The 15,374-nt window shown below is 69.2% G+C and carries 12 protein-coding genes and 6 tRNA genes; 3 read left to right on the top strand and 15 right to left on the bottom strand.

What is annotated here, in order from left to right; translation table 11 throughout:
* Positions 1–14: 14 nt before the first annotated feature.
* Positions 15–1,019 (top strand): alpha/beta hydrolase family protein, encoded by a 1,005-nt coding sequence (locus ABZS42_RS17910; protein WP_355146538.1) that lies wholly within the window; start codon positions 15–17, stop codon positions 1,017–1,019.
* A gap of 310 nt (positions 1,020–1,329) precedes the next feature.
* The gene (locus tag ABZS42_RS17915; protein ID WP_355146540.1) at positions 1,330–2,016 is read left to right on the top strand and encodes a serine hydrolase; all 687 of its coding nucleotides are present in this window, start codon (positions 1,330–1,332) and stop codon (positions 2,014–2,016) included.
* On the opposite strand, the gene ABZS42_RS17920 is transcribed toward ABZS42_RS17915, so the two are convergent.
* From ABZS42_RS17920 to ABZS42_RS17990, 15 genes are all read right to left on the bottom strand, one after another.
* A complete protein-coding gene (locus ABZS42_RS17920; RefSeq protein ID WP_355146542.1) occupies positions 2,017–2,238 on the bottom strand; it encodes a hypothetical protein in 222 nt (73 codons plus the stop codon). It lies immediately after the preceding gene.
* Positions 2,205–2,279: transfer RNA gene (locus ABZS42_RS17925), tRNA-Cys, on the bottom strand. The genes ABZS42_RS17920 and ABZS42_RS17925 overlap by 34 nt, the downstream gene beginning before the upstream one ends.
* A 38-nt stretch (positions 2,280–2,317) precedes the next feature.
* A tRNA-Ser gene (locus ABZS42_RS17930) sits at positions 2,318–2,404 on the bottom strand.
* Positions 2,405–2,409: 5 nt separating this feature from the next.
* Positions 2,410–2,483 (bottom strand) — tRNA-Pro (locus ABZS42_RS17935).
* 59 nt (positions 2,484–2,542) lie between these two features.
* Positions 2,543–2,615, bottom strand: a tRNA-Arg gene (locus ABZS42_RS17940).
* A 1-nt stretch (position 2,616) separates the two neighbouring features.
* A tRNA-Ser gene (locus ABZS42_RS17945) sits at positions 2,617–2,708 on the bottom strand.
* Positions 2,709–2,749: 41 nt separating this feature from the next.
* Positions 2,750–2,821, bottom strand: a tRNA-Gln gene (locus ABZS42_RS17950).
* 519 nt (positions 2,822–3,340) lie between these two features.
* A complete protein-coding gene (locus ABZS42_RS17955; protein ID WP_355146544.1) occupies positions 3,341–4,312 on the bottom strand; it encodes a glycine betaine ABC transporter substrate-binding protein in 972 nt (323 codons plus the stop codon).
* Positions 4,313–4,356: 44 nt separating this feature from the next.
* The gene (locus ABZS42_RS17960; RefSeq protein WP_355146546.1) at positions 4,357–5,157 is read right to left on the bottom strand and encodes an ABC transporter permease; all 801 of its coding nucleotides are present in this window, start codon (positions 5,155–5,157) and stop codon (positions 4,357–4,359) included.
* A 1-nt stretch (position 5,158) separates the two neighbouring features.
* The gene (locus tag ABZS42_RS17965) at positions 5,159–6,355 is read right to left on the bottom strand and encodes a betaine/proline/choline family ABC transporter ATP-binding protein (RefSeq protein ID WP_355146548.1); all 1,197 of its coding nucleotides are present in this window, start codon (positions 6,353–6,355) and stop codon (positions 5,159–5,161) included.
* The gene (locus tag ABZS42_RS17970; protein ID WP_355146550.1) at positions 6,355–7,017 is read right to left on the bottom strand and encodes an ABC transporter permease; all 663 of its coding nucleotides are present in this window, start codon (positions 7,015–7,017) and stop codon (positions 6,355–6,357) included. The genes ABZS42_RS17965 and ABZS42_RS17970 overlap by 1 nt, the downstream gene beginning before the upstream one ends.
* A 564-nt stretch (positions 7,018–7,581) precedes the next feature.
* Complete coding sequence (locus tag ABZS42_RS17975) at positions 7,582–8,481, bottom strand: RNA polymerase sigma-70 factor (RefSeq protein ID WP_355146552.1); 900 nt, start codon at positions 8,479–8,481, stop codon at positions 7,582–7,584.
* A complete protein-coding gene (locus ABZS42_RS17980; RefSeq protein ID WP_355146553.1) occupies positions 8,478–9,638 on the bottom strand; it encodes an FAD-dependent oxidoreductase in 1,161 nt (386 codons plus the stop codon). The genes ABZS42_RS17975 and ABZS42_RS17980 overlap by 4 nt, the downstream gene beginning before the upstream one ends.
* Positions 9,639–9,752: 114 nt before the next feature.
* Positions 9,753–11,150: an FAD-dependent oxidoreductase gene (locus tag ABZS42_RS17985; RefSeq protein ID WP_355146555.1), complete on the bottom strand. Its 1,398-nt coding sequence runs from the start codon at positions 11,148–11,150 to the stop codon at positions 9,753–9,755.
* A 339-nt stretch (positions 11,151–11,489) separates the two neighbouring features.
* Complete coding sequence (locus ABZS42_RS17990; RefSeq protein ID WP_355146557.1) at positions 11,490–11,963, bottom strand: hypothetical protein; 474 nt, start codon at positions 11,961–11,963, stop codon at positions 11,490–11,492.
* Between the two features lie 239 nt (positions 11,964–12,202).
* Between ABZS42_RS17990 and ABZS42_RS17995 the strand changes: the two genes are divergently transcribed.
* Complete coding sequence (locus ABZS42_RS17995; protein WP_355146559.1) at positions 12,203–15,322, top strand: amidohydrolase family protein; 3,120 nt, start codon at positions 12,203–12,205, stop codon at positions 15,320–15,322.
* Positions 15,323–15,374 lie beyond the last annotated feature (52 nt).

Genomic DNA, 15,374 nt, shown 5'->3' on the forward strand with positions numbered 1-15,374 from the left:
AGCGGGGAAACGACATGAAGAGATCATCGGTGCTCCGCGCCGCTCTCGCGGTCGGGCTCGTGCTGGCCGGGCTCACCGCCCCGGAAGCCGCCGCCGCGGCACCCGCGACCATCCGAGCCGCCGACGGGGCGTACGTGGCGCAGGAGACCGTCGTCGGCCCGCGCCTTGTCGACCTCACGATCCAGTCGCCGGCGCTCGACACGGCGGCGAACGTGCGGCTGCTCACCCCCGACGGGTGGGAAACGCGCAAGCGCGGCGACAAATGGCCCGTGCTCTACCTGCTGCACGGCTGCTGCGACTCGTACCTGAGCTGGACTCGCTCGACCGACGTCGCGAGCATCCCCGAACTTCGGGACGTCCTCGTCGTCATGCCGGAGGCCGGCGCCGCCGGCTGGTACAGCGACTGGTGGAACGGCGGCCGGGGTGACGCCCCGGCGTGGGAGACGTTCCACCTGCGCGAGGTACGCCAGATCATCGAGCGGGGATACGGCGCCGGCCCGAAGCGGGCGGTGGCCGGACTGTCGATGGGCGGATTCGGCGCACTGTCGTACGCGGCTCGCAACCCGGGGTTGTTCCGGGCGGCAGCGTCGTTCAGTGGTGTCCTGCACCCGCTGAAGGACGCTTCCTACTGGTTGCCGTTCTTCGGGCGCACCGGGCTCGACCCGTACGACCTCTGGGGCGACCCGGTGACACAGCGGCGGATCTGGGAGGCGCACGATCCATACCACCTCGCGAAGCGGCTGCGCCACACGGCGCTCTTCGTGGCCAGCGGTGACGGCACCGCGGGCGGACCGTTCGACCCGCCGGGCGTGACGAACAGCCTCGAGGCGCTCATCTACCAGGAGAACGTCGACACCGTCGACCGGCTCCGCGAGGCCGGCGTCTCCGTCGAGACCGACTTCTACGGTCCCGGCACGCACAGCTGGCCGTACTGGCAGCGCGAGCTGCACCGGGCGCTGCCGATGTTGTTGGACGCGCTGAAGACGGGACGCGGCGTGGCGGCCCACCCCGTCGAGTAGTGGATCCTGGGACGCCCGCCGCCGACCGCTGCCGGCGGGCGTCCCCCGGATCGCGCCCGGGCCGCCTTCGCTCTGCCTTCCGGAGCACGTGGTCCTCGCCGAGTTAGATGAGTCACGAGCTGCAACCTCTTGCCGTGCCGTCTCCATTTCACGACTGCGCCGTTCCTGGCGCCACGCGATTGGGGACCCCGATGAGCACTCCGCGAACCCGGCCGGCGAACAACCAGAGGTCATCCGCCCCCGGCGTCCGGCACGTCCTGCGCGCTGGGCGCGCCCGGGTCGCCGGGGACGCGCTGTCGGAGCGCGCCGAATGAGCGGGCGCGGACCGTCACGTCGCGGACTGCAGTCCGACATCGCGCTCACCGTCGGCACCAGCCGATTCCAGACGGCCAGCATCGTCAAGGTCGACATCCTGGCCGCCCTGCTGCTGCGGGCGCAGCTGCGGAACCAGAAGATCACGGACACCGACCGGCGCAACGCCAAGCGCATGATCACCGCGAGCGACAATGACGCCACGACCGCGTTGTACCGCCGGATCGGCGAGAAATCGGGGCTGACCACGGCGAACAGGACCTTCGGCATGAAGGAGACCACCGCCAACGCGTCGTGGGGGATGACCACCACCACCGCAGCGGACCAGATCCGTCTGCTCACCTCGCTCACCTACGAGGACGGCCCACTGGACGAGGACGGCCGGGCCTACCTCTTCGACCTGATGAGCCAGGTCGAAAAGGACCAGGACTGGGGAGTTCCCGCCGCCGCCGACCCGGGGACCACCGAGGTCTACGTCAAGAACGGGTGGGACACGATCAGCGCCGACGACGGGCTCTGGCAGGTCAACACGATCGGGCGGCTCGTCGAACCGGGACACGACTGGCTCCTGGCCGTGCTCTCCAACCACCACAAGACGCAGGCGGCGGGCGTCCGGAAGGTCGAGGCCGTGGCCAAGTACGCCCTCGGCGAGTTGCGGAAGATCTCTACCGCGGCGACGTCCTGATCAGTCCCGGCGCAGGGCGAACCAACCCACCCCGACGACGGCGATCACCAGCGCCGCGAGGCTCATCGTGATGCCGGCCGGCCGGGATACCGGCAGAAGCTGGGCGGCCTGCTGGGTGATCAGGTTGGCAGCGACCAACGCGGCAGGACCGGCAACCGCGAGCGGCCGCCACAGCGGAAGGCAGGATCTGGAGATCGCGGTCGGATTCGAACCGACGTTCATTCGCTTTGCAGGCGAAGCCCTGACCACTCGGGCACGCGATCCTGGGGGATGGCTCGTTCGGGTTGTCGAGTGTCACGCGCGGTGAGGGTGGGCTTCGAACCCACACGGCCTTTCGGCCCAGACCGTTTTCGAGACGGCGCCCGGCACCAGATCGGGTGGCCTCACCTGAAGTCGGGTAGACAGGATTCGAACCTGCGATCTCTTGCTCCCAAAGCAAGCGCGCTGCCAAACTGCGCCACTACCCGCCGGAGCCGGGACAGCCGGCTTCGAGCCGGCCGTCTCGACGACGGCCGGAAATGCGTAGCGCCCCCGGGACGATTCGAACGTCCGGCCTCTTGATTCGTAGTCAAGCGCTCTCTCCGCTGAGCTACAGGGGCTTGGCGAAGGGTGGGAGATTCGAACTCCCGGCGGGGTCGAACCCGCTCCGCGCTAGCAACGCGGCGCCATAAACCGGACTCGGCCAACCCTTCATGATCTCCTCGTACCGTCACCGGCATCGAGGGTGGAGCAGCTCCCGGACCAGGATTCGAACCCAGCTCTCCGCCACCAGAGGGCGGCGTCCTGCCGACTAGACCATCCGGGAAGGGCCGGCGGCGGGCATGGAAGGCCACCGGCCAGGTTTCCCTTGCCATCCGCTGTGGAGTTGTCAATGACCATGTCGGGGTACGAAAAAGCCGCCCGGTCCCTTCACTGGGTGGGCGGCTGCGCGCGTTCGATCGCGGTCAGCCGCGCCACCGGCATCGGCGGCTGGGTACGGAGGAGGCGGTGATGGCTGGGCACCATCCGCCGCGCAGCGACCAACGCTGCTGCGGTGCGGTGCTCGGCTGGCGCATCATGACCGGTTACTCCTTGCTGATCGGTTGACGTGGACAGTAGGCGCGAGATGATCGCGCGGCCAATTCATTTACCTCCGGCTACGCGCGGTCAACGGGAGGCGCCCGTGATGTTCCAGGTCGAGCGGGACGCACGGTCAGCACCGGGACCGATGATTGTCCCGTTCGGACCGACGAAACGATCAAGGCCGTGACCCGCGGTTGCACGGGTCACGACCTTGACCGTTCGCGTGCCCGAAGGCACCCGAAGCCTTGGACGGGCTCGACTGTCAGCCGATGTAGCCCTTCTCCGTCAGCCAGTCCTTCGCGACGTCCGCCGGATCCTCACCGTCCACATCGACCTTCGCGTTGAGCCCGACCATGGTGGCGTCGTCGAGTTCCGCCGCGATCGGTGCGAAGATCTCCTTGATCTCGGGGTGCTCCTTCAAGACGTCGGTCCGGACGTTCACCGAACCGTTGAAGGGCGGGAAGAACTGCTTGTCGTCGGTCAACACGGTGAGACCGAGCGAAGCGACCCGGCCGTCGGTGGAAGTGATCGAGCCGAAGGCGCATTCACCCTTGTCGACCTGGTTGTAGACGAGAGCGTCCTGCACGTTGGAGACGTTGGCCGGCGCGAGCTTGAAGCCGTACGCCTTCTCGAGGCCGGGCAGGCCGTCCGGACGCGTGGAGAACTCGCCGCCGACACAGAAGGTCGCGTCCGCGGGGTTGCTGGCGACCAGTGCGGCGATGTCGGAGATCGAGGTGACGCCGAGCCGCTCGGCGGTCTCGCTGCTCGCCGCGATCGCGTAGGTGTCGTTGAACGGTGCCGGGTCGAGCCAGGTGACACCGTTGGCGGCGTCGGCGTCGCGGACGGCCTCGAACTGCGCCTTCGCCCCGGGGATACCCTTTTCCTTCTGCAGGTAGGTGACCCAGCCGGTGCCGAGGTACTCCCAGTAGAGGTCGATCTCGCCGGAGGTCAGCGCGGCGCGGACGGTCGTACTTCCCTGCAACCCGATCTGGTCGTCCACCTTGGCGCCGGCGGCGGTGAGTGCGAGCTTGGTCAGGTTTCCGAGAATGAGTTGCTCGGTGAACTCCTTCGAGCCGACGGTGACGGTCGCGCCGGAGAGGTCGAACTTCTCACCGATGCTTCCGCTGCCCGCGACATCGTCGTTGCCGTCGCTGCCGCACGCGGCGACCAGCATCACCAGCGCCAGTGCGCCGGTGAGCACCGGCCAACGGCCGCGCTTCTTCGTGTTCTTCATGTTCCTCCTCTGATATCTGGCGGCTCGGGATGTGGCCGCGGAGGTCATAGCCCCTTGGGGCGAAGAGCGTCCTCGACCATGCCGGCCACCCAGTCGAGGAGCAGGGCCAGCACCGCGGTGAGGACACTTCCGGTGATGAGAACGGGCATCCGGTCGAAGCGGATCCCCTGGTCGATGAGGAAGCCGAGGCCGCCGGCGCCGACGAAGGTCGCCAGGGTGGCGGTGCCGACGTTGATGATGAGTGCCGTACGGATGCCGGCGAGCAGAACCGGCACGCTCAGCGGTAGCTCGATGCGGCGCAGCACCTGCCAGCCGCTCAGGCCGATTCCCCGGCCCGCCTCGACGAGCGTGCGATCGACCTGGTTCAGGCCGACGATGGTGTTCCGGAGGACCGGCAGCGCGGCGTAGATCACCAGCGCATAGACAGCCTGGTCGAAGCCGATGCCGACGGTGATCGCCATCAGCACCAGGACTCCGATCGACGGGATCGCCTGTCCGATGTTGGCGACGGCGAGCACCACCGGGGCGAACCTGCGGACGGCCGGCCGGGTCAGCACCACCCCCAGGGGCACCGCCAGGAGGACGACGATCACCGTCGAGACGAAGGTGAGCTCCACATGCTCGATCAGCTTCGCGCGGATCGTGTCGGCGTTGAGACTCGCCTGGGAGATCCGGTCGAGATCCTGGTTCTTCACGTAGAGGTACAGGGCTACGCAGGCGGCGGCGAGGAGGGCCGGAGTGCCCAACCGGCGCCAGAAGCGGGACGGTCCGCCGAGTTCGGTGAGTACGTCGTCGGCGTCGGGCGTGGCCTCGCGGGTCCTGACCCCGAATGCTGGAATGGCCACGTCAACCGGCCTCCACCGGCTGGACCGCCGCGTGCCGGTCGCGGGCCTGGGAACTCGCCCGCATCTCGTCGATGGCCTGCATCACCGTACGCATGTCGACGATGCCCTGGTATCGCCGCTGCTCGTCGACGACGATCGCACACCCGACCCGGGAGGTGACCATCTCGTTCAGCGCGTCGTGCAGGGTGGCATGTGGTTCCACAGTGGCCGTCGCGGGAAGCCCTACCCGGTCGAGGGATTCACCCGAGCGGGTCAGGTCGTGGCCGTTGACCCAGCGAACCGGCCGCTGGTTCCCGTCGAGCAGGAGCAGCGATCCGTGATCGCTCTCCGTGAGGGCCTGCCGCAGTTGCGCCCGGTCGTCGTCGAGCCGGCCGACTGCCCACTGGTTGAGTTCCACGTCGCGGACCCGGCTGAGGCTCAGACGCTTGAGCGATGCCCCCGAGCCGATGAAGTCCGCGACGAAGTCGTCGGCGGGAGCCGTCAGGATCGCTTCGGGAGTGTCGTACTGTGCGATCTTCGACCTCTTGTTGAGGATCGCGATCCGGTCGCCGAGCTTGATCGCCTCGTCGATGTCGTGGGTGACGAAGACGATGGTCTTCCGGATGTTGCTCTGCAGGCGGAGGAACTCGTTCTGGAGGCGCTCGCGGGTGATCGGGTCGATGGCGCCGAACGGCTCGTCCATCAGCAGCAGCGGAGGGTCGGCGCTCATCGCCCGGGCGACCCCGACCCGTTGGCGTTGGCCACCTGACAGTTGCTTCGGGTACCGCGTGCGGTAGGCCGACGGTTCCATGCCCACCAGGTCGAGCAGTTCGTCGACCCGCTCGGAGATCCGGGTCCGGTTCCATCCGAGCAGCCTGGGCACCATGCCGATGTTCTCGGCGATCGTCATGTGCGGGAACAGGCCGATCTGTTGGATGACGTAGCCGATGCGGCGGCGCAGCTGGTCGGCGTTGACGTGGGTGACGTCCTCGCCGTCGATGAAGATGCGTCCCGAGGTCGGCTCGATGATCCTGTTGATCATCTTCAGGCTGGTGGTCTTGCCGCTACCGGAGGGCCCGACGAGAACCACGATCTCGCCCGCCGGTATGTCCATTGTCAGGTTGTCCACGGCGGGCTCGGTCTGACCCGGGTAGCGCTTGGTCAGCGACTCGAGGCGGATGGACGCCGCGGTGGCGGATTCTTGTTCATGCGCAGGCATCACAGCCCCTTCGATGTCGTCAACTTGGAGAGCACGCCGAGGACGCCGTCCAGCAGCAGCGCGAGGACCGCGACGAAGAGCGTTCCGCTGAAGGCGAGGTTGAACCCACGTTGGGTGCCGATCGCCGAGAGCCCCTGGAAGATCGGTCCGCCGAGGCCCGGACCGTTGACAATGGCCGCGATGGCGGCGATCCCAACGATCATCAGGGTCGACACGCGTACGCCGGTCATGATGATCGGCCAGGCGAGCGGTAGCTCGACGCGGAGCAGTCGCTGGCGGCGGGAGAGCCCCATGCCCTGTGCCGATTCGACGACAGCCGGATCGACCGAACGTAGCCCGGTGATCGTGTTGCGGGCGATGGGAAGCAGCGCGTACAGCACCAACGCGACGACGGTGGGAACCGCCCCGAGGCCGAAGATCGGTATGAACAGCCCGAACAGTGCGAACGATGGGACGGTCAGGAACGTGCCGGTCACCGTGAGTACTGCTCTGGCTCCGCTCTGATTGCGATAAGTTGCCAGGCCCAACCCGAGCGCCGTCACAGTCGCCAACACGATTGTGACGAGCACCACCAATAAATGCTCGAGGGTCAGCTCGAGCAGGTCAGACCACTCTCGTTCTAGATATGCGGGCAAGCCGGAGATGTAGTCGAGGAAGGTCATTGGCAAGTCAGCCTAACGGATGGAGTTTCACGTTTGCCAAGGGCCCCTGGGCGGACGGTCGCGATGCCTGTCACGCAACTGCTCTCAGCTGCCCGTCTGGTGGCACTGAACGCTCATGAAGGGGGCAGGCAATTGCCGTCTGCGGGGTCTCGGTGTAGCGTCGGGAACCTGCGCAGTGGGCGGTGGTAGCCCCGCGACCTCGTGCTACGGGTCGGCTGTGGAGCGGGTCCGTGCATGCCGAAATGGCTGGATCGAGTTGCTCAAATGCTCCGTCCTCGCCCGAAAATCGGACAACCGATAGCAGTTGGCCGGTCCTTTACATTCGACAAGCATTGTTTGTCGACAGTGGCACTGGTCATTGCAAAAATCCCTTGATCACGTGGTTGAGAAGGCTCGGGGCGTCGCCGGTCTGCCACCTCCGGCACCAGAAATGTGACGTGATCCCGAATGGGGGAATGGAAGCGGTCGGCCGAGTCGACACCGGCTGCAACAGGACGCGCCGCTCGTGCGCCACGGTAACCACCGCTGCCCCGACCGCACCGGGGCGACCCTGCGAAGACACGGCTAGAAGTGGTGGATGGTCCCGGTGGCGACGGCGCGGAGCTTGTCGGGATTGGCGACATTGTGAACGCCGATGATGGCGCCGTCGTCGTCCAGGTCGAGGGAGAGGGTGGCGATGACGCGGCCGGCGCCGCGAAACAACATCCCTGCCTGCCCGTTGAGTTCGACCACCTCGACGATCATGTCGGCGGGTTCGACGCCCTGGTACGGCCGGGCGGCGATGCCCGCGAACCAGGTCGCCACCCGGTCCGCGCCGCTGATCGGGCGCATCGCCTGTCGTACCTTGCCGCCACCGTCGGTCCACAGCGTCACGTCGGGTGCGAGGAGTTGCATCAACGTGTTGATGTCGCCGCCGGTGGCGGCGGCGAGGAAGCGCTCAGTGACTGCCCGCTGCCGGTGGTGATCGGCCTGGAAGCGCGGCCGCCGGGCCTGCACATGCCCACGGGCGCGGTGGGCGGCCTGCCGTATCGCCTCCTCCGAACGTTCGACCGCGTGGGCGATCTCGGCGTAGGTGAAGCCGAAGGCCTCCTTGAGCACGAAGACCGCGCGTTCGAGCGGGGTCAGGGTCTCCAGCACCACCAGCAGCCCCATCGAAAGCGCGTCGGCGTTGGCCACCTCGTCGGCCGTGTCGCCACTTGTCAGGATCGGCTCGGGCAGCCACGGGCCGACGTAGGTCTCGCGTCGGGCCTGCGCCGAACGCAGCCGGTCCATCGTCAGGTTCGACACGATCCGCACCAGGTACGACTTCGGGTCGGCCACCTGCGAGCGGTCGGCCGCCGACCATTTGAGCCAGGTGTCCTGCACCGCATCCTCGGCGTCGGCCGCGCTGCCGAGGATGCGGTAAGCGACGTGGAACAGCAGCCTCCGGTGTTCGTCGAAGGCGTCGCTCGGCTCGCCCGTCACCGGGTGAACCGCCCGCCCCGGCGCCAGGCGAAGGATCCCATGGCGGGGAATGCCTTCAGCCGCCGGAACGACGGCCACGGTGCTGAACTCACCGTCTCCTTGTACCAGACCGCCGTACGGCCGCTCAGGAAGAATCGCTTGGGGCTGTCGTCGGGACGGGTGAACTGGACCACCGCGTCACGGCGGCCGAGGCTGACCGGGATGTGCATGTACCCGAACCGGAAGGGCCGGGGTTGCTTGCCGTCGAGCTCCCGCACGATCGACGTCGCCGCGTGAACACCCGTCGGCATGCCACTCTGGCAGGTGCCGTGCATGACGCCGTACCCCTGTCGGATCGCGGCGGCATCGCCGATGACGTAGACCCGAGGATGCGATACCGACCGCAGTGCCGGGTCGGTGACGGCGCGACCCGTGTCGTCGACCCGCAGGCCTGCCGCGGCGGCCAACGGCGGGACCCGCACGCCGCTGGTCCAGAGCACGATGTCCGCCGCGATGCTCGCCCCGTCGACGAGGTCCACCGATCCGGGGCGCACCTTGACGATCTCCACGCCGCTGATGACGCGTACACCGAGTCGCGTGAGAACACTGTGGAGGTACGCCTTGGCCTTCGGCCCCATGGTCGACCCCGGCTCCTGCTTGCCGAGCAGCACCACGTCCAGACCCGGATTCTGCTCGGCGATCTCGGCCGCGGCCTCCACCCCGGTCAGCCCGCTTCCGCACACCGCCACTGTGCCGCTGCCGAGGCTCTTCAGCCTTCGCGCCAGCAGCTCTGCGTCGTGCGCGCTGTCGAGCGTGTGCGCGTGCTCGTCGACACCGGCAACGGCAACGGTGTCGGCGGCGGCGCCCAGCGCGTAGACCAGCCGGTCGTACTCGAGTTCCCGCTCGTCGTCGATCCGGACTCGCCGGGCGGCGACGTCGATGCCGGTCACCCAGCCGCGGACGAACTCCACCCGGGTGCCGGCGAGCAGCTCCGGAATGCGCAGGTCGGCCAGGCGCTGCCCCGATGCGGTCTGGTGCAGCCGCAGCCGTTCGGTGAACCGTTCCTCGGCGTTGACGATGGTGATCTGTACGTCCTCGCGGCGCCGGGTGCGCCCGGCGAGGCTGACCGCCGCGGTGAGGCCCGCGTACCCGGCGCCGAGGATCACGATCTTGTTCATGCGTCCGTCCTCTTTCGTGTTGACGACGAACACGAGACGAGGCGGTGTGGCCGGATCGTGAGGCGGAGTGACCTGAATCACATCCAGGTCGGTACCGGCCGTCGAGCCGGAGTTCTACGGCTCGTCGGTACGCACGACGGTGGCGAGCACCCCGTTGAACGCCTCGGTCGAACTCGGGTGGGTGTAGACGGCGTCGCGGAGTTCGGCCGCCGTGACGCCGTGCCGCATGGCGAGCGCGACCGTGTTGATGAGCTCCTGCGCGTCGATGCTCAGCAGGGCGGCGCCGAGAATCCGGTCGGTGCCGGCGTCGATCACGAACTTCATGACCCCGCGGGTCTCCTCGACGGCGTACGCGCGGGGCATCGCCACGATCTCGGCGACGGCCGCGCGCGCGATCTTCACCCGGTGTCCCGCCTCCCGGGCCTCCCGCTCGGTCAGGCCCACGGTCGCCAGCGGCGGGGTCATGAACACGGTGCGGGGGACGACCCGGTCCGCCGTCGATCGGCGGCCCTCGCCGGTGAGCTGGTCGAGGACGACCCGGCTGTCGTCGAGCGACAGGTAGGTGAACTGCGGTCCGCCGCGTACGTCGCCCAGGGCGAAGATGTGGGGTTGGCTCGTCCGGAGGTGTTCGTCGACCTCGATCGCACCGACCCGGGTGGTACGGACACCGGCGGCTTCGAGGTTGAGATCACCGGTCGCCGGCGCTCGGCCGGCGGCGGCCAGGATGGCGTCGACCTCGACGGTGTGCTGCTCGCCGTCCTTGTCGTACACGATCGTGGCGACGCTGCCGCCGTCGCGTACCTCCGTCACCCGCGCCGCCGTGACGATGTGGATGCCCTCGTCGACCAGGATGTGCGTGGCCACCGCGGCGATGTCGTCGTCCTCGTGACCGAAGATCCGGTCGCTGCGCTCCAACAGGGTGACCTGCGAACCGAACCGGCGGTAGATGGCGGCGAACTCGATACCCAGGTAACCGCCGCCGACGATCGCCAGCCGTTCCGGCAGGGTGGCCGTCTCGATCAGCTCGGTGCTGGACACGTTGTACCTGCTCGTGGCGAGGCCGGGGATGTCGGGGACGACCGGCTCGGACCCGGTGTTGATCAGAATGGTGTCGGCGGTGACGCTGAGCTGCTCGTCGCGGGTGACGACGGTGACCGTGTGCGGGTCGGCGAAGGTGGCGCGACCGGTGATCACGGTCACCGTGTCGATGCTGCTCAACGTGTCGAAGTTGCCACGACGCATCATCTCCCGGGTCTCCTGGACCTCCTGGACGGAGCGTGCGTACCAGTCCTGCGCCGGGTCCTCGGGGCGGCGCCGCTGGGACCGGTGCACGAGCCCCTTCGTCGGCACGCACCCCACGTTCGGGCAGGTGCCGCCGTACATGCGCTCCGACTGCTCCACCAGCACGACCCGTTTGCCGGACCGGCCCAGAATGGCTGCCGCCGTCTTGCCGCCCTTGCCGAAACCGATGACGAGGACGTCGGCCTTCAGCGTGCTGCTCGTGCCACCCATGGCTGAGGCTCCTGAGAAGTACGTTGTCGATCAGCGGCGGGCCCGACACGAGGTGGTACTCGCGTCGATCTCCGGAAGGCGCGGCCCCGCCGGCAGGTGAGGAGGCGCTCGAACTGGCCCCGTACGTCATGCCGGCGCGCCGCGCCGCCGCCACCCGGTCAGACGGCCCGGCTCACGGTAGTCGGCAAGCCCGACGGCCAGCTGTTGGCCGCACTTATGGCACCCATAAGGAGGATGACCAGGCTGCTGTCCGGCCGGCTGGTTCACCCGCCCTGGCGGAACAGCGGCCCGGAAGGAGCCGGCGCGAGTCGTCGAGAACAACGCCGGTACCACGCAGGCTCACGACCGCCGCTCGACCTCCGCCCGGAGTGCCGGGAAGCCGAATTCCTTGCTCAGTTCCGAGGTGAGCAGGTCGAGCCGAGTCTCGGGGGTTTCGCTGGTCGAGGCGGTGATGGTCCCGGCGCCGCCGGGAGCTGCCGAGCCGGCTGGTGCGGAGGCTTCGGCGCCACCGCCTCCGGGGGCCCCAGCCGTGACCGACGTGCTGCTCTGCGGTCCCGCCGCCTGTTCCGTCGCGCCGCCGGACGAGCCGGTGGTCCCGTTCGGAGCGATGGCGAACGACACGCCGACCGGCGCGGCGCACAGTGCCACCACCGCGGCGACGGTGATCAGACCGATCCGGAGCCACGGTTTCCGGCCCGGGTGGACCCGGCCATTCGCCGGAGCACCGGTCACGGCCGGGAACTGTGCCGGGCTGCCGGGCGCGGGAAGCGGCGCGCGGTACTGGCTCTGGTGCGGATCGACCGGCTGCGACATCGGCGACTCCATCTCGGAGCTGGCTTCGTGATCAGCGCGGCCGGTGCCGGTGAACAGTTCACGCCGTGCCGACGGACCGAGCGGTCCCACGTCGGTCGCGTGCCGCTGAACGGCCGGAGCCGACCGGTCACCGCTCGGGCCTGTTCGCTTACCGCTCGCCGACCGCCAGGAGCTGCGACGCCTCCCGGGCCGCCACAAGGATCGGAGTTGTTCGATCGAAGCTTCGACGGGGAGGCATCATGACAGGCGTACGGAGGCGGGATCTGCTGGCGGGAACGGCCGGCGCGGCGGCGCTGGCGGGGAGCGGGATCGCGGTCGCGACCCCGGCTGTGGCGGGAAAGGGCCACGAGACCGAGGATCGGGAGCGGCGGGTCACGCTGCGGCAGGGCACCGACATGGCGGCCCAGCTCTCCCCGGACGGCCGGATGATCGCGATGGACCTGGTCAGCGTGTTGTGGGTGTTACCGGCGTCGGGCGGTCCGGCGCGCCGGCTCACGAGCGACCTGTTCGACATCGCGCAGCCGGAGTGGGCGCCGGACAGCTCGACGATCACCTTTCAGTCCTATCGCGACGGCAACTTCAATCTGTGGCTGATCCGCCCGGACGGATCCGGTCTGCGGCAGCTCACCCGCGGCCCGTACGACCACCGGGAGCCCCGCTTCTCCCCGGACGGGCGGCGTATCGCCTTCTCCTCCGACCGGTCCGGCAGCTACGGAATCCACCTGCTCGACCTGGACACCGGGCAGACCCGGGTCGTCGCCGACAGCGAGCTGGAGGAGTACGAGCCGGCCTGGTCGCCGGACGGAACCCGCATCGCGTTCGTGGTGGCGAACACCCGAATCGACGTGGTCGACCTCGCCAACGGCGTCCGGACCACCGTGGTCACCGCCCCCACCGCGGCCGTCCTGCACAGCCCGGCGTGGACCCCGGACGGCCGTGACCTGGTCTACCACCGGCTGCTCGACGGCCGCAGCGAGCTGTGGCGGAACGACGCGCCATTGGTCACCGGCGAGGACGCCTACCCGTTCCGGATCTCCTGGCGTTCGGACCGGGAATTCGTCTACACCGCGGACGGCCGGATCCGGCGCCGCCGGCTCGACGGCGACCGCCGCCACGACATCGGCTTCGTCGCCGCGGTGACCGTCACCACGCCCCGCTACCGCAAGCGCCGGCGGGACTTCGACTCGACCACCCGCAAACCGGTGGTGGGCATCGGTAGCCCGGTGCTCTCGCCGGACGGCCGGCAGGTGGCCTTCCGCGCGCTCAACGACATCTACCTGCTGACGATCGGGCAGTCGCCCCGCCCGCTCACCCGCGACCAGTGGTGGAAGTGCGACCCGGCGTGGTCACCCGACGGGCGGTACCTGTCGTACTCCACGGACCGCGGCGGAAAGCTGGACATCTGGCTGCGTGACCTGCGGACCGGCGCGGAGCGCCAGCTGACCGACCTGCCGGACGCGGCGGCGCTGTCCGGGACCTGGTCGCCGGAGAGCACCCACCTGGCGTTCCTCGACCAGAACGGCGCCCTCTACACCGTCGAGGTGGCCTCGGGGCAGGTGCAGCCCGTCTTCGGCGCGACCTTCGAACCCGGCCGCCCCACCTGGTCGGCCGACGGGCGGGTGATCGCCCTCGCCGCGGTCGTGCCCTACTCCGCCCGCTACCGGGAAGGGCTCAGCAAGATCCTGCTGGTCGACCGGAGCTCCGGGGCCGCCCGCTATGTCGATCCCATGCCGCACCGGTCGATCCAGACCCGTGGCGACGACGGGCCGGTCTGGTCGCCCGACGGCCGGCGGATGGCCTTCGTGGTGGGCAGCGTCCTGTGGGTGGTCGACGTCCACCCCGACGGAACCTTCGACGGCGCGCCCCGGCAGGTGACCCACGAGGTGACCGACGCGCCGAGTTGGAGCGGCGACTCGACGCGGCTGCTCTACCTCAACAACGGGCGACTGCGGCTGGTGTCGGCCGACGGCGGCGCACCCCGCACCGTGCCGGTCGGTCTGAGCTGGGCCAACAGTCGTCCGCGCGGGCGTACCGTGATCCGGGCCGGACGCCTGTGGGACGGCGTCGACCGGCGGTTGCGCGCGGACGTGGACGTGGTGGTCGAGGGGCATCGGATCGCCGCGGTCGAGCGGTCCCGGCCCGGCCGGGACGGGCGGATCGTCGACGCCCGCGACGGGGTGGTGATCCCGGGCCTGGTCGACATGCACCACCACCGGGAGATGCAGGGCTACGCCTACGGCGCCCGGCAGAACCGGCTCTGGCTCTCCCTCGGCGTGACCACCACCCGATCGCCCGGCAGCCCCGCCTATCACATGGTGGAGGAACGGGAGTCGATCCAGTCCGGCGCCCGGATCGGGCCGCGGTACTTCGGCACCGGTGAGGCCGTCGACGGGCCGCGGATCTACTACAACTTCATGCGCCCGACCTTCGACGAGCGGCAGTTGGAGCGGGAACTGGAGCGGGCCGAGGCGCTGGACTACGACCTGATGAAGGCTTACGTGCGGCTGCCGGTCGTGTGGCAGCGGGCGGTGATCGCGTGGTCGCACCGGCGGGGTGTGCACTCCACTTCGCACTACCACTACCCGGCGTTCGCGTTCGGCGGTGACGGCATGGAGCACACCGGCGCGACGAACCGGTTCGGTTACTCACGCACCGTGACCGCGATCGGCGCCGGATACCAGGACGTCATCGACATTTTCAACATCTCGCGCGCCGCCCGCACACCGACCCTGTTCGGCGCGAACACGCTGCTGCGTGAGGACACCTCGCTGGTCACCGACCGACGGGTGCGCACCCTCTACCCGTCCTGGCAGTACGCCGCGTTGCAAGCCGCGGCCGTCGCCGCGCAGACCACGGACCAGACGGCCAACCGGCAGAACCTGGCCCGGCAGGTCGCCCAGGCGGCAGCGATGATCCGCGGTGGCGGGCGGGTGCTCACCGGCACCGATTCACCGATCGCGTTCAACGCGGTCAGCCTGCACCTCAACCTGCGGGCGATGGTGAAGTACGGGCTCACGCCGTACGAGGCGTTGACGACCGCCACCCGGGCGCCGGGGGAGTTCCTGGAGGAGCCGATCGGGCAGCTCGTGCCTGGCAGCTACGCGGACCTGGTGGTGCTCGGCGGTGATCCGCTCACCGACATCGACCAGGCGGCCAACGTGCGGCAGACCATGACCAACGGCGTGCTGCACCGCGTGGACGACCTGCTCGCCCCGTTCGCGGCCGACCGTGCGGTGCCGGCCGCAGCGGTGAGCAGGGTGCTGCCGCCGCTGCCCGCGCACCCGGACAACGCAGGGTACTGGTGGCACGACCCGCACTACGTCGAAGCGGGCCGCCACTCGTGCTGCGCCGAAGGCTGACGACTCCGCCGGTGACGGCGCGGATGGGCCGCGCCGTTCAACGTCGGGAACC

It is taken from the genome of Micromonospora sp. NPDC005367 (assembly GCF_040606825.1).
GTDB lineage: Bacteria > Actinomycetota > Actinomycetes > Mycobacteriales > Micromonosporaceae > Micromonospora.